The organism is Paenibacillus macquariensis, assembly GCF_900156375.1.
In the GTDB taxonomy this organism is placed as follows: domain Bacteria; phylum Bacillota; class Bacilli; order Paenibacillales; family Paenibacillaceae; genus Paenibacillus_AQ; species Paenibacillus_AQ macquariensis.
Map to the genome: position 1 here is coordinate 512,875 of NZ_FTNK01000001.1, position 21,851 is coordinate 534,725.

23 protein-coding genes and 1 tRNA gene are annotated in these 21,851 nt (G+C 41.1%); 7 read left to right on the forward strand and 17 right to left on the reverse strand.

Annotation, left to right across the window (positions count from 1 at the left end; all coding sequences use genetic code 11):
* The first annotated feature begins 187 nt into the window (after nt 1-187).
* Nucleotides 188-712, forward strand: a complete 525-nt coding sequence (locus BW961_RS02325) for a type 1 glutamine amidotransferase domain-containing protein (RefSeq protein WP_068589549.1) — start codon at nt 188-190, stop codon at nt 710-712.
* 87 nt (nt 713-799) lie between these two features.
* Here the strand turns inward: BW961_RS02325 and ptsP are convergent, their stop codons facing one another.
* The 5 genes from ptsP to BW961_RS02350 form a co-directional block, all read right to left on the reverse strand.
* Nucleotides 800-2,554, reverse strand: coding sequence for a phosphoenolpyruvate--protein phosphotransferase (gene ptsP, locus BW961_RS02330; RefSeq protein WP_068589546.1), 1,755 nt, complete (start codon nt 2,552-2,554; stop codon nt 800-802).
* Entirely contained in the window at nt 2,551-4,437 is a 1,887-nt protein-coding gene (locus BW961_RS02335) for a glucose PTS transporter subunit IIA (protein ID WP_068589543.1), read from the reverse strand. The genes ptsP and BW961_RS02335 overlap by 4 nt, the downstream gene beginning before the upstream one ends.
* A gap of 141 nt (nt 4,438-4,578) precedes the next feature.
* The gene (locus tag BW961_RS02340) at nt 4,579-5,007 is read right to left on the reverse strand and encodes a CoA-binding protein (protein ID WP_068589539.1); all 429 of its coding nucleotides are present in this window, start codon (nt 5,005-5,007) and stop codon (nt 4,579-4,581) included.
* Between the two features lie 31 nt (nt 5,008-5,038).
* Nucleotides 5,039-6,337: a 3-phosphoshikimate 1-carboxyvinyltransferase gene (gene aroA / locus BW961_RS02345; RefSeq protein WP_068589536.1), complete on the reverse strand. Its 1,299-nt coding sequence runs from the start codon at nt 6,335-6,337 to the stop codon at nt 5,039-5,041.
* A gap of 58 nt (nt 6,338-6,395) precedes the next feature.
* Entirely contained in the window at nt 6,396-6,908 is a 513-nt protein-coding gene (locus BW961_RS02350; protein ID WP_244555838.1) for a shikimate kinase, read from the reverse strand.
* A gap of 182 nt (nt 6,909-7,090) precedes the next feature.
* Here BW961_RS02350 and BW961_RS02355 point away from each other — a divergent pair, with 182 nt between their 5' ends.
* Complete coding sequence (locus tag BW961_RS02355) at nt 7,091-7,408, forward strand: hypothetical protein (protein ID WP_068589533.1); 318 nt, start codon at nt 7,091-7,093, stop codon at nt 7,406-7,408.
* Here BW961_RS02355 and gndA read toward each other — a convergent pair.
* Entirely contained in the window at nt 7,389-8,801 is a 1,413-nt protein-coding gene (gene gndA / locus BW961_RS02360) for an NADP-dependent phosphogluconate dehydrogenase (protein WP_068589531.1), read from the reverse strand. The two genes, BW961_RS02355 and gndA, sit on opposite strands and share 20 nt — an antisense overlap.
* 279 nt (nt 8,802-9,080) lie before the next feature.
* Nucleotides 9,081-9,677, reverse strand: coding sequence for a hypothetical protein (locus tag BW961_RS02365; RefSeq protein ID WP_068589527.1), 597 nt, complete (start codon nt 9,675-9,677; stop codon nt 9,081-9,083).
* 260 nt (nt 9,678-9,937) lie between these two features.
* Here BW961_RS02365 and BW961_RS02370 point away from each other — a divergent pair, with 260 nt between their 5' ends.
* The gene (locus BW961_RS02370) at nt 9,938-10,561 is read left to right on the forward strand and encodes a YktB family protein (protein ID WP_068589524.1); all 624 of its coding nucleotides are present in this window, start codon (nt 9,938-9,940) and stop codon (nt 10,559-10,561) included.
* On the opposite strand, the gene BW961_RS02375 is transcribed toward BW961_RS02370, so the two are convergent.
* Complete coding sequence (locus tag BW961_RS02375; RefSeq protein WP_326110729.1) at nt 10,558-11,850, reverse strand: MFS transporter; 1,293 nt, start codon at nt 11,848-11,850, stop codon at nt 10,558-10,560. The two genes, BW961_RS02370 and BW961_RS02375, sit on opposite strands and share 4 nt — an antisense overlap.
* Before the next feature lie 172 nt (nt 11,851-12,022).
* On the opposite strand from BW961_RS02375, the gene BW961_RS02380 reads away from it, so the two are divergent.
* The gene (locus tag BW961_RS02380) at nt 12,023-13,498 is read left to right on the forward strand and encodes an aminotransferase class I/II-fold pyridoxal phosphate-dependent enzyme (protein WP_068589521.1); all 1,476 of its coding nucleotides are present in this window, start codon (nt 12,023-12,025) and stop codon (nt 13,496-13,498) included.
* Nucleotides 13,499-13,587: 89 nt separating this feature from the next.
* Here the strand turns inward: BW961_RS02380 and BW961_RS02385 are convergent, their stop codons facing one another.
* Nucleotides 13,588-13,908: a DUF1292 domain-containing protein gene (locus BW961_RS02385; RefSeq protein ID WP_068589520.1), complete on the reverse strand. Its 321-nt coding sequence runs from the start codon at nt 13,906-13,908 to the stop codon at nt 13,588-13,590.
* Nucleotides 13,909-14,015: 107 nt separating this feature from the next.
* Nucleotides 14,016-14,570: a stalk domain-containing protein gene (locus tag BW961_RS02390; RefSeq protein WP_068589519.1), complete on the reverse strand. Its 555-nt coding sequence runs from the start codon at nt 14,568-14,570 to the stop codon at nt 14,016-14,018.
* A gap of 498 nt (nt 14,571-15,068) precedes the next feature.
* Between BW961_RS02390 and BW961_RS02400 the strand changes: the two genes are divergently transcribed.
* The gene (locus tag BW961_RS02400; RefSeq protein ID WP_068589517.1) at nt 15,069-15,806 is read left to right on the forward strand and encodes an MBL fold metallo-hydrolase; all 738 of its coding nucleotides are present in this window, start codon (nt 15,069-15,071) and stop codon (nt 15,804-15,806) included.
* Between the two features lie 56 nt (nt 15,807-15,862).
* On the opposite strand, the gene BW961_RS02405 is transcribed toward BW961_RS02400, so the two are convergent.
* The 4 genes from BW961_RS02405 to BW961_RS02420 all read right to left on the reverse strand — a co-directional run bounded on the left by BW961_RS02405 (nt 15,863) and on the right by BW961_RS02420 (nt 17,571).
* Nucleotides 15,863-16,126, reverse strand: coding sequence for a DUF3892 domain-containing protein (locus tag BW961_RS02405; RefSeq protein ID WP_394327640.1), 264 nt, complete (start codon nt 16,124-16,126; stop codon nt 15,863-15,865).
* Between the two features lie 69 nt (nt 16,127-16,195).
* Entirely contained in the window at nt 16,196-16,639 is a 444-nt protein-coding gene (locus BW961_RS02410) for a GNAT family N-acetyltransferase (RefSeq protein ID WP_068589514.1), read from the reverse strand.
* Between the two features lie 359 nt (nt 16,640-16,998).
* Nucleotides 16,999-17,193 (reverse strand): hypothetical protein, encoded by a 195-nt coding sequence (locus BW961_RS02415; protein ID WP_068589511.1) that lies wholly within the window; start codon nt 17,191-17,193, stop codon nt 16,999-17,001.
* 306 nt (nt 17,194-17,499) lie between these two features.
* Nucleotides 17,500-17,571 (reverse strand) — tRNA-Val (locus tag BW961_RS02420).
* Between the two features lie 407 nt (nt 17,572-17,978).
* On the opposite strand from BW961_RS02420, the gene BW961_RS02425 reads away from it, so the two are divergent.
* The gene (locus BW961_RS02425) at nt 17,979-18,422 is read left to right on the forward strand and encodes a carboxymuconolactone decarboxylase family protein (protein ID WP_068589508.1); all 444 of its coding nucleotides are present in this window, start codon (nt 17,979-17,981) and stop codon (nt 18,420-18,422) included.
* Nucleotides 18,423-18,523: 101 nt separating this feature from the next.
* Here the strand turns inward: BW961_RS02425 and BW961_RS02430 are convergent, their stop codons facing one another.
* The gene (locus BW961_RS02430; RefSeq protein WP_068589505.1) at nt 18,524-18,934 is read right to left on the reverse strand and encodes a hypothetical protein; all 411 of its coding nucleotides are present in this window, start codon (nt 18,932-18,934) and stop codon (nt 18,524-18,526) included.
* 306 nt (nt 18,935-19,240) lie between these two features.
* Here BW961_RS02430 and BW961_RS02435 point away from each other — a divergent pair, with 306 nt between their 5' ends.
* Nucleotides 19,241-19,492 carry a hypothetical protein gene (locus tag BW961_RS02435; protein ID WP_068589501.1) on the forward strand — a complete coding sequence of 84 codons (252 nt, stop codon included), beginning with the start codon at nt 19,241-19,243 and terminating at the stop codon, nt 19,490-19,492.
* 268 nt (nt 19,493-19,760) lie between these two features.
* Here the strand turns inward: BW961_RS02435 and BW961_RS02440 are convergent, their stop codons facing one another.
* Complete coding sequence (locus BW961_RS02440; RefSeq protein WP_244555839.1) at nt 19,761-20,618, reverse strand: EamA family transporter; 858 nt, start codon at nt 20,616-20,618, stop codon at nt 19,761-19,763.
* A 22-nt stretch (nt 20,619-20,640) separates the two neighbouring features.
* Entirely contained in the window at nt 20,641-21,603 is a 963-nt protein-coding gene (locus BW961_RS02445) for a metallophosphoesterase family protein (RefSeq protein ID WP_068589498.1), read from the reverse strand.
* Between the last annotated feature and the right edge of the window lie 248 nt (nt 21,604-21,851).

Below are 21,851 nucleotides of genomic sequence, written 5' to 3' on the forward strand. Positions count from 1 at the left end.
CGACCTTAGATAGATTAAATCCTGCATAAAATAGCAGAACACCCTTTATGCAAATAATTCCAAATAGACGAATGCTTCACTATGATTGAGGGTAACCTTTTTGTTAGAATAGATAAGGGTCCGCCTTAAGTTCATTCTATCTAAGTGTGGAATATTTGAAATACTCAAAAAATGGAGTGATTATATAATGAGACTTTCCGGTAAAAAAGTAATTGCTCTTGTTAGCGAGGACTTTGAGGATTTGGAATTATGGTATCCAATCTATCGATTACGCGAAGAAGGAGCCGAAGTTCATCTTGTAGCAGAAGAAAAAGATAAGACGTATATCGGTAAATATGGGGTCCCTGCGAAAAGTGACTACGCCTTTGAAGAAGTAAATAGCCAACATTATGATGGTATTCTTGTTCCAGGAGGCTGGTCTCCTGATAAATTACGTCGTTACACCAAAGTATTAGAACTTATTCGTGAAATGAACGCAGACCGTAAACCCATCGGACAAATCTGTCATGCAGGTTGGGTCCTCATCTCGGCGCGTATACTCGATGGCGTAACTGTAACATCAACGCCAGGCATACGAGACGATATGGAGAATGCTGGTGCGATTTGGAAAGATGAAGCTGTTGTCGTTGACGGACACATTATATCTGCTCGTAGACCTCCCGATCTTCCTCCCTACGGCAAAGCCTTTTGTGATGCTTTAGCAGGTGAATAAGAAACAAGATATAGAGGAAACAAAATAAGAACAGCCTCCTTTCAATCCACATGGGATCTCAAGGAGGCTGTTCTTTTATAAATATAATTATGGCTGTTCTACAGTCATGGAACGACTACTTCTATGAGAAGCTTGGTAATCATTCAACAACTGCTCAATCTCTGTATTCGTATGCATCTTTAGACATTCTTTAGCTACGAGCTTATCTTCTTCAGCAGATGTATTTAGAAGACGATGTTTGATCCTAAGCAATGATTGTGGGGACATGCTGAGTTCATGCACTCCGAGTTCGATCCATAAAGGAATAGATCTCTCGTCACCAGCCATTTCACCACACACACTAACTGGGATTCCTGCATCTCTTGCAGCCTCCACTGTCGATCGAAGCATACGCAGAATAGCTGGATGATAGGGATGGTACATATGAGCAATTTGTTCATTCATCCGATCAACCGCGAGTACATATTGTACGAGATCATTGGTACCTATACTAAAGAAGTCACTTTCTTCTGCCAACAAATCAGCGATCGCAACTGCTGCAGGTACCTCAATCATAATCCCTACCTGAATATCGCGGTTATAGGCGATTCCTCTTGCATCTAACTCAGTCATCGCTTCACGAAGAAGTTCATTCGCTCCTCGCACCTCTTCAACCGATGAAATCATAGGATACATAATTTTCACATGACCATAATGACTTGCACGTAAAATCGCACTCAACTGGGTTTTGAACAGTTCCTTACGGTCTAGACTAATTCGAATGGCGCGATACCCAAGGAATGGATTATCTTCTTCTGGAAGAGAGAAATAATCCAAATGCTTGTCCCCTCCGATATCCAACGTACGAATGACAACCGAACCGGTACCCATCTTCTCTGCTACATGGCGGTATACCTCGAACTGCTCATTCTCGCTTGGGAACGTAACACGATCCATATATAAGAACTCAGTCCGAAATAGTCCTACGCCTACAGCTCCATATTTCAAAGCAATATCCATTTCTTTGACAGAGCTAATGTTGGAAGAAAGATTAATTTGGACCCCATCTTTAGTCACAGCTTCTACAGAGGCTAGAAGTTGAAGTTGCTCTTTTTTGTGTTGTTGCTTGGTACGTATCTCACAGTATTGAGCTATCGTTGATTCATTGGGATGAACGTACACATGACCCTGGTCACCATCTACAATGAGCATATCACCTGTCTGAATCGGTGTTTTAAGATTATTCTCTAATCCACATACAAGGGGGATACCCATGGCTCGCGACATAATGGCGGAATGAGAAGTCTTCCCCCCAATGAGTGTGGCAATGCCAAGCACGTGTGAAGGATTCAAATGCACAAGCTGCGAAGGTGATAACTCCTTAGCAACCAAAATATAGGGTTGCGTATCCACCGGTAACGTAATCTCAGGAGCACCAAGTAGATGTTTTAACAATCGATTTCCTACATCCTTAATGTCCAAAGCTCGCTCTTTCATATATTCATCATCCAGCAGATCGAACATCGTCACAAAGTGGTCAATTGCTTCTTTTACAGCAACTTCAGCTGCTTTGTATTGACGTTCGATGATACCTTGAATTTCATTCATAAATACCGGATCTTCCAAGATAGCAAGATGGGCATCGAAAATACTCGATTCTTCTTCACCCACGACCTCTTTGAATTCATTTCTTATGAACTCAATTTCATGCTTTGAGGTACGTATTCCTTCATACAGTCTTTCAAATTCTTTAGCTAGATCTATAGCTTCCAATCGAGATTCAGGCAAATCCCATTCCCAACTTGGAAGAACAAATGCTTTACCTATTGCGACCCCTGCTGCCGCTCCGATGCCTTGTATCATGATTCGTGCCCTCCAACGTTCCTGTCGTGTAATACAACAGACATCACGGATGCCTGCCCTTTCTTAACGCCTTTAAAAGGAGCAAAGCTCCATGATTTCACTAGTTGCGGATTGGTAATGACCATCGGAGTGGCCAAAGATGCTGCGTGCTTGCGAATATACGCTAAATTAAATTTGATAAGTAACTGACCCGGAACTACCACATCCCCCTCTTTGACTACGGCTTGGAAATCCCCGCCAGTCAGTTGGGATGTATCAATTCCGATATGAAGAAGTACTTCAAGACCTTCAGGTGTCGATATCCCAATGGCATGCATCGTCGGATATATATGAAGAATCGTTCCAAAGACCGGCGAGACTAATTCGTCTTTTTCAAGTATAAAAGCTACCCCATCGCCTACTAACTTGGCCGCAAATATATGATCTGGCACCTCACCAATGGGTAACATTCGTCCCTGCACTGGCGCACAGAATAACACTTGAGGTAAGTCCCTCTGCATAAGCTTATTAACTTCCTCACGAATTAATTCTGAATACGTTCCAAACACCACTTGAACATTGCCACCGCCCAACTTCATCGATCCTGCGGAACCCAGCAGTTTAAGTGCGCTAGTATCAATAAGCCTATCATTCTTCACCGTAAGACGAAGACGAGTAACACAAGATTCTAACCGCACAATATTTTCCTTACCCCCAAGAGCTTCCAGTATAAGTGGAGCCTGATAAGGAATATTACCCGCCCAATCTTCTAATGTTGATCCTTCTTCACGTCCCGGTGTTGGGATCCCAAATCTGTGGATGGCCCATCTAAATAACACGTAATATACCACGCCATACGCTAATCCAATAGGGATCAGCATCCATGCATTATGTGATAAGTGAAAATTGAGGATGTAATCAATGACACCCGCTGAATAAGAAAATCCATGATGGATGTCTAACGCATACGTTATCCACATTGCTACTCCGGATAATATGACGTGAACGATAAACATATAAGGAGCAACAAACAAAAATGCAAACTCAATTTGCTCAGATACACCTGTAACGAAACAGACTAAGGCTGCAGTTAGAAATGTCTTTTTAATTTTAGGCTTAAGATCCTCACGAGCTTCATGTATGATAGCTAAAGCAATACCCGGCAAAGCAAACATCATGATTGGAAATAACCCTGCCATAAATGATCCTGCTGTAGGATCGCCTGCGAAATACCGCGGCAAATCCCCTTGCACTATACTTCCATCTGGCGTAGTAAACGTACCCATTTGGAACCAGAACACGTTATTCAACAAATGATGCAGACCAAATGCGGTAAGAATACGATATATCATCCCATATAAAAAGAGTCCAAACCCACCTAAATGAAGCATCAATTGCGTAAGTTCATCAAGACCACGTTGTAAAAAGGGCGCAACCCCTAACATAAACCATGAGAATACAGCGGACGATAATCCCATAATCAGCAAAACAAATCGCGATCCACCAAAGAACTGAACTACTTCCGGAAGCTTGATATGTTTAAATCGATTATATAATCCACCAGCCATCATACCAAAGATAATTCCGATTAACGTAGATGGCTGAATGCTTCCATCACTAAAATGCCTTGTGACCTGATCGTAAATAAACATGCCCGACAGCGCAGCAAGCCCCGCCGGTCCCGCTTGATTGGCAAGTCCCCAGGCTACTCCTACCGCAAAAAAGTAGGGTAAGAAGAAGAAAATCCCTTGACCTGCCCATGTACTAACATCACCAATGGATGGAAGTCCCCAAGCGTCCCAAGGCAAACTGCCCACACTAAGCAGAATAGCTGCTGCAGGCAACACCATTGTAGGGAGCATAACTGCTCTACCGAGCTGCTGTAAAGAACCCAACCAATTCAAGGTGACACTCCCCTTTCTCCACACGATCAACAGCAAATGATTCTTCATTTATCGTTGATCCTATGTACATTAAATCGTAAGCCTTGATAGACATTTTGTCAAAAACAAAAAGAAGACCTCGAAAGGTCGACTTTATTTCGCTTACGAATCCCTTAAGGAAATAGCATCCTCAACTTTAATACAACGGTCCATAATCGCAACCATATCATTCTCTTCAGCGATCACAGCGGATTCCTCGCTAATAATCCCCTGTTGAAGCCATAGCACTTTAGCACCAATTTCAGCTGCTTCACGTGCCACTTCAGCACAATATTCACTGCGACGAAATACATTTACAATATCTACTTTGTCTGGAATATCACGAAGTGACGCATAACACATTTCCCCAAGGATTTCCGTTCCACTTGCAGCGGGATTAACTGGAATAATACGATATCCTCTTTGTTGCATCGTATAGGCAACAATATACGAGATCCGATCCGACTTATCGGACAGACCAACGATTGCGATATTTCCAGCCTGTTTCAGTATTTGACCTATTTGCTCCTGTGTTGGGTTCATAAATGACATGCTTCATCCCCATTTCTTTAAGCCTATTGGTCTATAAAGATTCTACCCATTCCACCTGTGCACCAAGCGTCTTCATGTGATCAAAAAACTGTGGGTACGATTTAGCAACATGATGAGCATCCTTAATACGAATCGGTTGTTTAGATCTCAATCCAACGATACTCAAAGCCATAATCACGCGATGATCGTAATGTGCATTGATCTCCACACCACCTTCAACCCCTTCAGGACGTCCATGTACAATAATCTCAGCCTGACGTTCCTCTACATTAGCACCTGCTTTACGAAGCTCCGCCAAGTAGTCTGTGATACGGTCACATTCTTTATACCTTAAGTTCTCAACATTATAGAATCGTGATGTCCCTTCAGCAAATACTGCTGCCGCAACCATAGCAAGTACTGCATCCGTAGCTGCATCTCCGTCAAATTCTATAGCTTTTAATGTACCGTTACCTTGAACATGAACAATATCATTCTCATGGGTAAGTGGAACTTCCATCATCTTCAATACATCCACAATGGCACGTTCACCCTGCTTACTTGTTGCAGACAAACGTTCTACAATAACATCAGATTGCGTCACAGCCGCTGCTGCTAATATCGCTGCCGAACCCGGATAATCGCCTTGTACCGTGTATGTCTTTGCTTCATAGGACTGTCTACCAGGAACTTGGAACACCGTATAGTCCTCACGAGCATGAATAACAATCCCTGCCTGTTCAAGAACTTCAAGTGTCTGTCCAACAACTACCTTAGACTTCAAATCACCTAGAACTTCAATCTCACTGTCCTCTTCCAACAACGGCGTTAGAAATAGTAACGCACTTAGATATTGAGAGCTAACTTCACCAGACACCTTGATCTTACCACCAGTTGGATGACCTCCACGAATGGTAATCGGCAATCGTCCAGCATTATGTTCAACCTCAACTCCCAGTTGAGATAAGGCTACAATTAGATCATCATGAGGTCTTTTACCTAGAGAATCTGGATATGTATTCACAAATGTAACATCTGGGCAGAGCGTAGCAATCCCCATCAAGAACCGTAGAACAGCTCCTGCATTACCAACATTCAATTCTTTAACATCCTTTGGATGTTTGCCAAACCCTGTAATAATAGCTTTCTCATCATCTTCGATAAGCGTCGCACCAAGGTCCTGAATACAGCGTCGCATAGCATCACTATCTTCACTGTGCGCAGGGAAATACACCGTGCTTGTCCCTTCTGCTAAAGCAGCTACAAGTAAGTACCGAGTTGTATAGTTCTTAGAAGACAAAGCCCCAATGTTTCCTTGTAAGTGTGGGGTTGGATTAACGATAACATCCATGATTAAATTAACTCCTTTACTTTCATATATTCCGAATAGTCTAGCATCAGAAACAGGCTTAGACGCGGTAATGTGTTAAAATCATTTCGCTCACTTGTTCCGCAGAAAATAACGATGTGTTCACTGTGTAATTAGCGAAAAGGTAAGCATTCTTCCGTTCTTCAAGAATCGTACGTATTCTTTCTTCTGTATTACCAGCTAATAAAGGTCTCAGTCCATCACCTTGAACCCGTGAAGCGATATCTTCTGCTTCAGCAGTCAAAGCAACAACCCAACCTCCGCTCTTCATCAACTCGCAATTCTCTTGATTCAGAACAGCTCCCCCACCGGTCGCGATCACCTGGCCCGTACCCGAGAGAACTTGTTGCAATATAGCTGTCTCCGCTTTGCGAAAGTACGCCTCACCCTGATTGGTGAATATAGATGCGATACTGCTACCCTCATGTTCCTCCAAGGCTGCGTCAAGATCTACCAATTTATATTCTAGCTGTTGTGCAAGCCATTTACCTACGGTAGATTTGCCCGTCCCCATCATCCCAATCAGGATTATATTTTGTTGTGATTGGCTCAAAGTTTCACCCTCAGTTCTGCCTTATATCTTGCACTAAAAATACTTCCTATTACTCATTGTTCCAATCATACCACAGCCCCAAAAGTTTCGACAATGATACATATAGAGAAGATTCTATTTCTGCTAGAGTTCCATATACTAGAATGATCAGTTAAATAGATGAATAGAGGTGAGTTGAATCCATGCATGATTCCCAGAGTCATTCGAGCGCAAGCTTAAGACGTATTGAAGAGATCTGTGATGCCCGCCATATGTTATGTCGCGATGATATTATGTGGGTTCTTCATTATGTACAACAAAAAGTGGCTCAAGGTGATCCAGCACTGCTGGAACTCCCTAAGCCACGTTTACTTCGTAATTTCCAATACTTCGGAGAAGCCAGCATGTTACTTCTTAAACGACCTGGACTAAATTATCTTGAACAAGATAATATTCGTCATTGTCTTATGGAAGCCATGCATGGACTGATTCCCACAAAACCTATTCTTCCATCCAGTTGAAGTGAAAACTACCTTCTTTATCTAAACGTTTGAATGTGTGTGCGCCGAAATAATCGCGTTGTGCCTGAAGAAGATTGGCTGGCAATCTCTCTGTACGATAGCTGTCGTAGTAAGCAAGAGCACTTGCAAATCCAGGTACTGGAACCCCTTGATTCACTGCTGCTACTACCGTTTGACGCCATGCACCTTGATAATTCTCTACAATGTCTTTGAAGAATGGATCAAGCAACAAATTCTTCAGTTCCGCATTGTTCTCGTATGCATCTGTAATGTTCTGCAAGAATCGGGAACGAATGATACATCCACCACGCCAGATTTTTGCAAGGTTACCATATTTCAAGTCCCATCCGTACTCATCAGAAGCTGCACGTAGTTGTGCGAAACCTTGAGCGTAAGATACGATTTTACTTGTAAACAACGCTTTGCGAACATTCTCAATGAACTCAGCTTTATCCCCTTGGAAAGGTTCAGTTACAGGTCCGTTTAGAATTTTGCTAGCTTCTACACGCTCGTCTTTCATTGCTGATAAGAAACGTGAGAATACGGATTCAGTGATCATGGACAATGGTACGCCAAGATCAAGGGAGCTTTGACTTGTCCATTTCCCAGTACCCTTTTGTCCAGCAGAGTCAAGAATAACATCAACCATTGGTTTACCTGTTTCGGAATCATACTTCGAGAAAATATCAGCAGTGATTTCGATCAAATAACTGTCTAATTCCCCTTTGTTCCATTCCGTGAAAATTTCTTGCAATTCCTTAGCGTCAAGATGCAAGACATCCTTCAAGAGTTGGTAAGCTTCACAGATAAGTTGCATGTCACCATACTCAATACCGTTATGCACCATCTTGACATAGTGTCCAGCACCGTCTGGTCCAATATATGTACTACAAGATTCACCATCTACTTTAGCAGAAATCGCTGTTAGGATCGGTTCAACAAGAAGGTATGCACTCTCTTGTCCACCAGGCATAATTGAAGGACCTTTCAAAGCTCCCTCTTCGCCACCGGATACACCTGCTCCAATGAAACGGAAACCTTTATCTTCAAGGTCTTTACTACGACGAACTGTATCAGGGAAATAAGCATTCCCGCCATCAATGATGATGTCACCTTGATCAAGATATGGTAACAACTGCTCAATCGTTGCGTCAGTAGCTTTACCTGCTTGTACCATGATTAGAATTTTACGAGGCACTTCAAGTGATCCTACAAATTCCTCAACGGAGAAAGCACCCATTAAATTTTTACCTTCAGCTTCTTTAAGAAGGTCGTGTGTTTTGTCTGGAGAGCGATTATATACTGAGACTGAAAAGCCTCTACTCTCGATATTTAGAGCCAAATTTTTGCCCATTACAGCAAGGCCAATGACACCTATTTGTTGTTTCGCCATTTGGTTTCTCATCCTTTGCTCCATTTATTTTCAATCCGTATACTCATACCCAATCTATATATTAACGTGTTTACGCAAAGAAGTGAACCCCTGTTCCTAATTCTCAAGTAGAAACGGCTATGCCGTCCTTTTCAAAGACGTTACCCGTTTTAGCGGAAATATAAGGAATGGAGTATCAAGTAAAACTTATACTTTCTTATATCTCAACATGATAAAACACCTCGACACGACCGAGGTGTTTATCTCAGATGTTTTTCTTATTGTAAACCAAAGACGTATTTACCATTCAAGTCTCATAAGTTCACGACTTAATTCACGGAGTCGTTCTTTACAAAGTTCAATCTCTACGGTATCGTTGGCCTCCATGGCCTCATAAAGTTTATCTAATTCTTCATCCACTTCGATTCTTCGCAGTTGTATGCGTAAATCCCCTTCCAATGAATAGAACATCTTAGACATTTCCTGTTCGGTAAAATAAGTTCCCTTCTGAAATAAAACCCGTTGTTGAAAGCCCGATATTTCCACCAATCGGATCACTTCCCCAAATAATATATTTTCAATGAGAATCTGTCTGTCTTTAAATCGTTTTACAACCGCATGTCCTCTTGTATCTTCAATTAATTTCTCCATCCAATCAGCAAGCTTAGCGTCACGTATGATGTAATCCCCTACCATCTTATATCCGCTTCGCGTTCTAATAAACCTTAGCTTAACTAATTTCCGTCCGGTTCTAACTGAAATAATAAAGAGTGTTTCATTCTCACTCCAATATAAGGAATACCCTTCTTGAATCAACTCTTTGATCAAGTCTTGAATATGTCGCCGATTAAATCGAAGCTCCAAATTGCAGTACTCTACTTCATAGCTCTTGTTCAAGGCACTCCCTCCTAAACTGGATATTATAACAAATGGTATTAGAATGATGCCGCGAATACTAAGGGATCATTTGCTTGATATATTTTATACTTTATCTTATGTAACGGTAACTTGGTTTATTGACTATTTTTACCCTTAATAAATTCTAGATAAACCTGTCCACCACGAAAAAGAGGAAGATCATGTAACTTGATCCCCCAAAAGGTTGGTTGTGATATAATATTCTGAAACGATTGAACGAGCACCTAGGAGGTACCATTATGTCATTCACAGGATTTACTCAAAAAGATTTCGACGTCTTTCAAGTTCCAGGTCTCGAACACCGTATGGAAGCTTTGATCGAGAATGTTCGACCTAAGTTAACCATCCTCGGCGCAGAACTGGCTCCATTCCTTTCTGCACTCTGTGGGGAAGAGATATTCCCGCACGTAGCCAAACATGCTCGCCGCAAGGTCAATCCACCTAATGATACTTGGGTAGCATGGGCAGCCAATAAAAGAGGTTATAAAGCACTCCCACATTTTCAAGTAGGTATGTTTGAAACGCATCTCTTTATTATCTTTGCCGTGATCTATGAGAGCCCGAATAAATTACAGTTCGCTAAGCAACTGAACTCTGATCCTTCAACAATTCATAACTTAGTACCCGATCATTTCTACTGGTCCACGGATCATCTCGATCCCAAAGGAACACTTAATGCCGATACGAGCCAAGATGATCTTCAAGCTATGGGTACCAAATTATCAACCGTTAAGAAAGCAGAGATCATGTGTGGATTACGTATTAATCATGATGATCCCATTCTCCAGAACGGTGAGGAATTACTGACAGTTATCCATTCCACGTTCGAACAACTCTTACCCCTGTATAAAATGTCCTTTTAAGAAACGGCCTTCATCTTTGGCGGTGATTTACGGGTTAATAACAAATGTACGATAAACAGAATGACCATCACCACGCTACTTGCTATGAATGGGGCTTCGTGCCCCATAACATCCCATAACCTTCCTGATACAATCGGACCTACGACCATCCCAGATCCTTGTAGTGTTAAGAAAAACCCCCATACAGCTCCACGTTCTCCTTTAGGAACCAAATGAGATACATACGTATTCCACCCTGGCAAAATAAACGCATAACTAATCCCAATTAGAGCTACAAAAGTAAATACAAGAGGCACAGAATGTACCATTGAGAATATAGAAATTGACACCGCTGCAAGTAGAAAACCACAATGCAAGAATGGTGCTGTACCGAATCGGTCAATTAATTTCCCACAAGGAATAAGTGTGATCACTGTAATTCCCCCTCCAGCAATCAACAAGAGGCTATACATATTCGGTGAGAATCCTAACTCATTCTGAACATATAGGGTAATCACGGGGGTTAATATCCCAATGACAAACGACTGTAAGAATAGAGCCGGATAGACGAGCCAGCTAACTTTCAATGTATGTTTCACTTCATATAATGTTTTCTTCACACTTTTTATTAACAGTACGATCTTCGACTTGATCAACATGAGTATATTCTTATGGCGTACCTCTTCTACCGTCGTATGTAGGTTAATACTCTTGGTCTTACCTGGGAGAAGTAACGCCACGAGTACTAATACGATGCCACAGCCTATAAGTACTAGAAATGACGTATGATAATTAGATCCTGTCCGTTGCATTAGAAAATTCATCGCGATAGGACCCGCACCTATTCCCATTAATGAAGCCATCTCAAGCGCTCCGATCGCCGTACCGTTGCTGTTATTTGGACCTGATATTTCCGTTACCCCTGTCATCGCACAAGGCCAGAGTGGAGACGTACCAATCCCTAGAATTAAACAAGCAATCGCGAGCCATACCGGTGCAGACGTGAACGCAATAATTACGACGGCAATAACAGTCATTATTAACGCACCTGACATGGTCTTCTTATAACCTAATCGTTCTGCTAACCATCCGAAAGGACTTCTAAAGAGGTTATCCCCAACATATTGCAGTGAGAAAGCTACCCCCACACTCCACGCCGTTAGTCCAAGTGAGTTCTTCATGTAGATAGGTAGCAGTGCAACTAACAATGACCCTTTCAGAAATTCAACTAAAAAAATAATGAGCATGAGCTCAATAAAAAACGGCGATCTCAATTGACGGTTGGATACTTCTTTCGATCTTAGTGACAAGATTATCCCATCCTCTTCTAAGTGAAACGTTATCTGATATCCTTCATATCTAGCTATATTATAGATTACCCAATTACCTATGGATTTTACCACTTTATCAAAAGCTTGCAATCCCGTCCTGATTTGCTATACTCAACTTTGTATTTTAATACAGGAAGGTTGTGAATGATTCATGAACCATAGCAACACGCCCCTTTTCACAGCACTTAAGAATCATGCTGCTAGTAATCCCGTACAGTTCCACATTCCTGGACATAAGAAAGGTCGAGGAGCAGATGAAGAGTTTCGGCAATTCATAGGGGATAATGCCCTTTCCATAGACTTAATTAATATTGCCCCATTAGACGATCTACATCAGCCTACAGGCGTTATAGAAGAAGCGCAAGCACTTGCTGCTGATGCCTTTGGAGCTGATTATACCTATTTTAGTGTCCAAGGTACAAGTGGAGCTATTATGACTATGATCTTATCCATATGTTCTCCAGGGGACAAGATCATCGTTCCACGCAATGTACATAAATCTATCATGTCTGCCATCATTTTTTCAGGAGCTAAACCTGTCTTTGTCTCACCAGCACGCGACGAGAATCTCGGCATTGACCACGGCATCACAACAACCTCTGTTCGAAGAGCACTTGATCGTCACCCTGATGCCAAAGCTGTACTTGTCATTAATCCGACTTATTATGGCTTATGTGCTGATTTAAAGGAAATTGTTGAACTTGCTCATAGTCGCCATGTTCCTGTGCTTGTTGATGAAGCTCATGGTGTACTGATTCATTTCCATGAGGATCTTCCGATGTCCGCTATGGAAGCTGGTGCCGATATGGCTGCCACAAGTGTGCATAAATTAGGCGGCTCCATGACTCAAAGCTCGGTTCTTAATCTGAATATAAAGAATGGATTCGTAAATCCACAACGTGTTCAGACCATTATCAGCATGTTGACTACAACCTCAACATCCTATATTTTGCTGGCATCGTTAGATACCTCTAGACGTAATCTTGCACTGCATGGACATGATATAGCGCAGACAGCCATTGATTTAGCACAATATGCACGTGAAGAAATTAATAAGATGGATGGACTATACTGCGTCGGCAAAGAAATTCTTGGCGGGGAAGCAACACATAATATTGACCCTACCAAACTTACGATCCACGTTCGCCATCTCGGCATCACAGGATATGATACGGAGAACTGGTTGCGCGAACATTATAATCTAGAAGTTGAAATGAGCGATATGTATAATATTCTCTGTCTCGTTACACCAGGCGATAAAGAAGATACCATTGGAATTCTTTTAAAAGCATTACGTGAACTATCTGATACCTTCTTCTTAGTCAATCAAGCTCACGAGTTGATTGTTAAAATCCCTGAGATTCCTCAGCTATCACTTACGCCTCGAGAAGCATTCTATGGAGATACAGAAGTCGTTCCATTTAAAGAATCTGCTGGACGAATCATCGCTGAATTTATTTATGTCTATCCGCCAGGGATCCCAATTCTTCTTCCAGGAGAAGTGATATCTCAAGATAATATTGATTACATCATTGATCATGTCGAAGTAGGTCTCCCTGTAAAAGGTCCTGAAGATCGTTACATTCACAATATTAAAGTCATCGTCGAAACCGATGCTATTTTCTAAATTAATACTCCATAAAGATCATGAAAAAGCAGCTTTCCTACCCTATTGAGGTAAGAAAGCTGCTTTTTTCACAAAATATCGGATAGAATCTATTCCTGCGATGCTGCAAGCAGCACATTATATACTTCTTCCACAGCTTTCCACTCTTCTTCATCTTCGATATTATAAAGAACCATTTCCTCGTTCTCTTCTTCCATACGCAGAATGATACCGTCTGCTTCAGGATTTTCGCGTTCGAGTAATAGAGCATAGACCTTCTCGCCTACATCAAAAGTCTCTACAAGAACCATTTCAACGTCGTTGCCTTGCTCGTCAGTCAAAGTAAGGACAAACTCCTCTTCCTCACTACCATTTTCATGATCATGACCGCAGCCGCAATCTTCGCCGTGTACGTGTTTATCTTCGCTCATATAAATACCTCGTTTCCAGTTGAATTTAAATACCTTTGGTATCGTAACATGGAAGGCTTTTTAGGTCAATTTCACCTACCATATTCAATACACATTATATCGTTGCATTAATTTAAAGCTGTAATGACTTTTTGAGAAACCAATTCAAATTCCGAATTTTTAGACAGTTTAATATAGAATCCGATCATATATTTACCTGTTGTTTTGAAATCATATGTAAAATCATCCGTTCTGAACCAGAAATTATCCTTCGAATCATTTGCCAACTCCTGGGTCTGGATATCTTTCTGAACACCTGATGGATCAGTGATCGCCACTTTAACAGCTACCACGGAGTCAACTAAATTATCCACTTGACTGAATACATTGAATTTCAGCTTCCCCTTGTTCACGTTGCCAAATATGGTATCGCCCTTGAATAAAAATATATGTACATTCGGTTTAAGGAATTTAACTTGATTATTGGTTGGGCTCCAGTTCACAAGCCCTTCAAACGAACGAATCGGTACGTATGTCTTACCATCTATGATATAACCACCATCTTGGACTTCTTGCCCATTTACCCAAAGGCGGACTTTCTCATTAACTGAATCGGCAAACAATAAAGATCCCCCCATAAGGGACAAGACAAGTGTACTCATTACAATTTTTTTCCACCTCATAATTATACGCTCCCTCCATACTATTCCATTCATGCTGACTTAAATATATACTACAAATAAATCGGCAAGTTGCGGTCAACCTTCTCCATATACCAAATAAAACCTGCGGAACGCAATTCCGCAGGTTTTTCTTTCTTATTACGCGCTCGGTTTGGTTAGAATACAAGGGATTCCCTTTCCAACTGCGCCTGGAACTCTCATTCTTTCTCTGTAAAGTATACCGTCCGTACAAGGTGTTTTACATACTTCACATACTTGCGAAGTCACAAGTTTCATTTCTCTTCTTATCTTCTCGGTTTTAGGTTGAACGGGTTTTTTAGCTTTAACCACCATGTCACCTCATTTGCAGATCTGTAGCTTCACAATATTGTATGAGGATTCCATCCATTGGGAACTATGGTGTTATATAAATTTAGGAAGAGACTCCTGTTGGTCTGTCCATAGGAATGATATATTTAACATCAGAAATGTAAACTTACGTCAAGGAGGGTATTTATCTTGGGCCTACAGCTACAGATGCTAGGAACCGGAAGTGCTTTTGCCAAAAATTATTACAATAACAATGCCTTACTCGATGATGGAACATTTACGCTCTTAATTGATTGTGGCGTAACGGCTCCACTTGCACTTCACCGTCTGGGTATGTCTTTTAACGATATCGATGCCGTATTAATAACCCATATTCACGCAGATCATGTTGGTGGACTTGAAGAACTCGCGTTCAAGATCAAATTCACATTTAAGCGCAAGATGATTCTATATATCACAGAAGAACTCGCTCATTCGCTGTGGGAGCACAGTTTAAAGGGTGGATTATATCAGATAGGGGAAATTTCTTCATTAGAGGATATATTTGACGTATGCCTACTTCAACCATTGAAACCTCAGTACATATCGGAGTCTATGACGTTAGAGCTGATACCCACGCAACATATTCCAGGTAAAGCGAGCTACTCTTTGTACTTAAATGAAAGTATCTTTTATAGTTCAGACATGACGTTCGACCCCTCTTTACTACAACATCTCGTTCAAGAGCGTGGTTGTAGAACTATATTTCATGAATGCCAATTAAGTGGGTCTGGAGAAGTTCATACTACACTTCAAGAGCTCCTAACACTGCCTGAAGAGATCCAGAAGATGACCTATTTGATGCATTACGCGGATGATAGAGACGATTATATTAATCAGACTGGCGAAATGACCTTTCTAGAGCAAAACCTGATCTACGAACTATAAAAAAGCCAGCAGTTGATGCCCACGTGGGGTCAACTGCTGGCTTCTGAAGTATAGATTTATTCGAAAATTGGGAGTTGATCCAAGTTGTTGGATGGATCCCCATCCGCATCTCCGCGAATGTATGTTTCTCCATCTCTACCCTTAAATGCATTAACGCCGGCAATCGTTCCTGCCTGTACTTCCTGAAGTGCTTGTTCATATGCCAACACACGACCTGATGATGTCTGAAATGCCGTCAGATCACCATCTCCGTTCTTCTGTACTGCAACAAATTGTTCACGTTCTGAGGTTCCCATATCGATTCGCTCCTTTTGTTTCATATATTGACCTTCGGGGCATTCGAGTAGGTTACCCAGCACGTGCTATTTTAATGCAAGTTCAAAATTAAATTATAGTTCTTTTTTCATGCGAACATGTAGAATTCCAGCATCATCGAACGGTTCCTTCGAGATCACTTCATACCCTTGCTTCGCGTAAAAAGGTTCTGCCTGGCATTGCGCATCAAGAATGGAATAACGCAATCCAAGTTCCCTTGCCAGCTTCTCCATCGCAATGAGTAATACTCTACCGAAGCCCTTCGTACGGTATTCCTTTGTAACGGCAATACGTTGCATTTTGGCAGTCTCTTCATTGTAGTAAATGATTCTGCCTGTCGCGACATATTCCCCATTATCATAAATTAACACGTGATGCACATCGGGACTAATCTTATCATATTCGTCAATTTCAAGAGTTTCTGGCACCTGTTGTTCTTGCACAAATACCTTCTTCCGAATATTCAGTCCATACTGCAGCTGTTCCTCTGTGGTGACATGAATGATTTCTGCAGCCATTGTGTTACCTCACTTTCGTATCATCAATCTAGTCTAGCTTCTAACCGAATTATTATACAAAAAAAACTTTTTGATGTATAGTTTTGATAATTGCACTATTGTTCATATTCATCATAAAGGAGTCCAATATTTCATGGGAGTTACTATTGTTCTTGGTGTTATTATTACTGCGGTCCTCATTTACTCTTTCTTCTATGTCACCAAGAAAGGCTACTCCCGTAAATGGGATGAAGAGGAATAGTTCAAGTACATACGAGTTCAGCTTCATAGAAAAACATGACAAATCCCCTAAGACGAAGGCTGTTCGTCTTAGGGGATATTTCCAGTCTAGCTACATGGATAAGTCATTGATTGAATGTTTACGGTGGAGAAATCTCATTCGTTGAGTATACCTGCTCACTTACATCTTGAGAATATATATCCTGTATAACAGGCGTGGTAGATGAGTCCATCCTTTGAATTTGATATGTGGAATTATCTTGCTCTACCGAGCATCCCGCTAGAAGTGCAAGTAGACACACTCCTGCTACCAAGCCACTTATCTTGTTTCGCATTCGTGCCACTTCCTTTGTTGGTTAATACTATATTCTTATTGTAGACGTTTTTAGTTTTTTTAAACCTACGTGCATCTGAATGCTGGCTAGTTTCATACGGTGACGGTAGGTAGGAAGATTGATAAAAATATCAAATGATATATTTCTAGAATGGTTAGAAGAATATTAAAAGGTGGTACCATGTGCGGCACCACCTTTTAATATAGTTGAGTACCTGGCACCAATATGGCACTAGATTGATAATATTGATGGACTGCACCACTTGAAAAATAAGAAAAACCCTTGATATACAAGGGTTTTCAGTGATGATCTGTACTGGATTCGAACCAGTGACCCCTACCCTGTCAAGATAGTGCTCTCCCGCTGAGCTAACAGATCTAAATGGTATTCATTTCTTTTGAGACAATGATTATCATACCAGTAGCCGTAATTACTGTCAATATCATTTTATCGAAATAATCGTTGATCTATCTGGGTTCTTATGTACAATTTCACTGCTTTCCTTATTTTGAAATACTTCGATATGGTTCCTTCGGGCAAGTTCCTGAAAACAAGAGTATACTAATTATTGTATAAATCTCTGCCAACACGGGCAAGATGATCCCCTGTTTATGCTCTTGCGCTATATCTTCGTACTGCGAAGCTACTAACTACCCTTTACAAGTGATATTTTTCTTAATTTGAATGCAAACAAAAAAATGAAGTACACACGTTCGCATAACGGATTAATAATGGTATAATAGTGGAATAATAGTAATAAATCAAACCCCAAGGAGTCTTGCCTAATGAGTCAAAGAGTTCCCTATAATGAAGTTGCACCTGATGGTATGAAAATAATGATGGATATGGAGATGTACACCAAAAAGTCTACAATTCACCGAACTACAAGAGAACTTATCAAAATTAGAGTCTCTCAAATTAACGGTTGTGCCTTCTGCATAGATATGCATACATCCGATGCTCGTAAAATGGGTGAAACCGAACAACGAATTTATTGTTTAAATGTTTGGAATGAATGTACTTTTTATACACCTGAAGAGAAGGTTGCTCTCGAACTATCTGAGCATATTACTCTAATCCCTACCAAAAGAGTTCCTGAAGACCTATATAAGCGAGTACGTGAACAATATGACGAGAAACAATATGTTGACCTTGTTCTAATCATCAATCAAATCAACAGTTGGAATAGAATTTCTATTGCAATGGGTAATACAGCAACTGAAAAATAATTGCTCTCAATGAACATCTTAGGATGTTCGTTTCCCCTACAGTGGATCCTTCTGTGTTGGTTTAATATAAAAGCCGCTCATTTTTGAGCGACTTTTTCTTTTTAATTATTTCTGTTCCCCCCGATTGAATACCCATCAACTGAACTAATCTTGCCTCTCCACCATCCAACATCACGAACCACAGCGCCATCTAATATCTGTGCGTCTTTTAAATGGATCATTTCTGGAGTGATTTGTTCGTCTTCGGAACTTGAATCTCCATATACTTCTACTCCGAATTCTCGGTAATAACTAGCAATGGTGGTTTCTCCTACTTCATATAATTCAGAAACTACTCCATTAATATAACTCTTACCGGATATCAATATCCCGGTTACGACACTGCCACCAACCAATAAGGTTATCCCCAACCTAGAATTGATCTGATTGGAATTTTCTACAAGCCATATTAATATTTCATCTTTTAAAAATGGGTCAATTCCCTCCGAAACAATCTCAGTTTCATCACTCATTTTCTACACCTCCCGTCGTTGTTACATTTCGACATTAAAAAGGCATCCCCTCTTAGTACAAAAGATTTAGACACGAAAAAGCAGCGGTCTATATTTCACTGCTTTCTTTATCTAGTAATACCTCAATATGTGTTCCTTTGGGCAAGTTCCTAAAAACTGATACCTTCTATAACTCAATGTAATTCGTGCATCATCAATTTGGAACCTCTCATAACGATCCACTCAAATACTCGGCCTTTTTTAGCACAACTACTATCTGCTTTGCATTTAATAAAGGGTAGCTAAGATAGAAAAGAGGCGATCTGAGTGGCTGTTAAGCAAGATGATTTAGTGTTGATTACATGGACAAGAAACCCTTTGGTTCCTGGTTCTGCACGTAGAATTGCTTCTGTACGTATTATCGGAAGTGCTAAACCATGTAGGACTCAATTGGTACCCAATGGATTGCTTATTAATGCTTTAAATTGCTTATTGGATCATGATATTGGATTTAAGGTGGTTTATAGCAAAAAAACTTCAAATATCAGTGGATACTTATTGTTACAACGTATTCGGTAATGGTTATGCCAAGGTTCACATAGCGGGATAAGCTTTATCTTATAAAGTGATACAGTCAGGAGGAAGAATTGTTATTCTTTCTCCTTTTTATCATCCGCTTGTTGTGGGTCTGTAACTTATATCCTAACCGCACAGCTAACCCCTCCTGATCAATAATATTATTGGACCTCTTACTTTTGCTGCTACAGAAGTCTAAGCCAACCTAACTAAACAAATACCCCGACAACCTTAAAAAGATCGACGGGGTATTTGTTTATGCTTTTGAATCCTACCCCCATATTCCAATGAGCAAGATACCGCAGAATATGAATACGGAACAGGAAATTCGTCTCAATCCCTGCTGTTCCTTCAGGAACAGAACACCAAGGAAAGTAGCAAATACGGTTCCTATTTCCCGTAGAGAGCTGATTTGCGCCATTGGCGCCCGCTGCATCGCGAAAAGGAACAGCAGATAGGAGCCCGGGTTCAAGATAGCTCCCATCATCATTGTAGATTTGTTGATCCTCCATTCCTCCCAAATCTGTCGCGACGCTAGGACAGCTGGGGTCAGACCTACTACAAAGCCGATATTGGTTACTTCCAGTAATCCAAGTGGTGAAATATGTTGTAGGTTTAGCTTGTCGACAAATACATAGCAGGTTGTGCATAACCCTACACATAATGCCATTAAAACAGGCTTCATACCTTGCATCTTTGGGTGTGATGGTTTGCTGCGTGATCCCATTCTACTTAGAAGGATGAACCCGCCAAGCATACAGAGAATGCCGAACCATCCAAGCAGAGATAGAGATTCACTAAGGAAGAGAACACCGATGATCGGTATAAGTAGGGTACTTGTCCCCCTCATGATCGGATAAATTTGCGATAAATCACCAAGCTCATAGGTTTGTGACAAGAGCCACGAGTATATGGCCTGTAAGGTAAAAGACAGCAGCAATAGACCATAGGAGCCCGCATTCATCGGATGTTGCCACAACTCTGTGATCAACACTGGCAAGAGCAGGATGGTTGTAACCATCGTAATCGACCACAAGAATACGCTCTTATTGCGGCTCCTCTTAGTCAACATGCTCCAGATAGCATGAGCCATACCAGAAACAATAACTAGGATAATAGCAAAAAACAATGGATGTCAGCCCCTTAGAAGATTAACTTTCTTTCTCGGTATGAGGATCATGTGTCGGCTGTTTATGTACAACGGAACCATCTTCCAGTCGAAACCAAGTGTCAAAATCATGCTGTCCCAGCGTCATTTGAATAACACGACCTCCCCGCATAAAACCCTCTTTACCGTAAGTATTGTATCCGCTAGCGCGTCCATAGCAAAGTTTAATACCATGCAATGTGCCGTAATAATCATTGGTATGATCATGTCCGCAAAAGGTACCCATCACATCGCCCATTTCAACCATAGCTGTGAACAATCCTGAGTTGACAGCAGGACAGCACACCTGCTCGAATTTATGTCCATAGCAAACTTCTGTATCCCACATTTCTTGATACTCAGGTATCGGAATATGGAAGAAAGCAAGAGCGGGAAGCTTATTCTCGGTGCCTTGTGGGTTAAGCCGTGCGGATTCATCTGTCAGCCAGCTGATTTGATCCCGCTTAATCCAGTCATAACCTGCCACATGCTCATAAGGGGAATAACTGCCTGAATCTAAAAAATAAAGATTGGCCGCTGGAGTTCCTTTCGAATCTACAAGCTCAACTGTATAATTACCCGAACCTGAAATATTTACCGGTCCGGACTTCGCTACGGTATGCTCATGTGTCAAAGCCACTTGCATCAGCTCTTCACGAGTAATTCGGCTTTCTGTATCATGATTACCAAACACAAACGCCCACGGAAAACCACGTCCTTCAACCGTAGCAACAGCATCATGGAAAGCCTGTTGCGGGTCTTCACATTCGACATCTTCGGGTGAGACTGGACCGGTGTATATGATATCTCCCGTGAATACAACTAAATCCGGTTGTTCTGCATCCAGAATAAGTTCCATCAATTTACGGGAACGCTGATCCTCGTCCCTTCCGTCCATCCAATGAATATCTGTAAATTGCACCATTTTAAAAGTTCCGTCTTCCCGAAAAGATAAGTTGCGATTCATCAAAAGTTCCCCCTCAGTCATATAACTCATATCACCCTCTGTTGATTCATGAGCTTTTATGTGGTTTTGAGTTGATTTTATCGCCAGTTGTATAATCTGTCAATTCATTTTTCACATTAAGTTAATAAAGAACAAATACAATTGTTATGATATTAATTTCAAGGAAACATACGCAATCAGAAACGGAATCACAGAGTAGTAATTAACAAACAGAATACGGAAGTAACAGATATTGAGTCTGGCTTGAC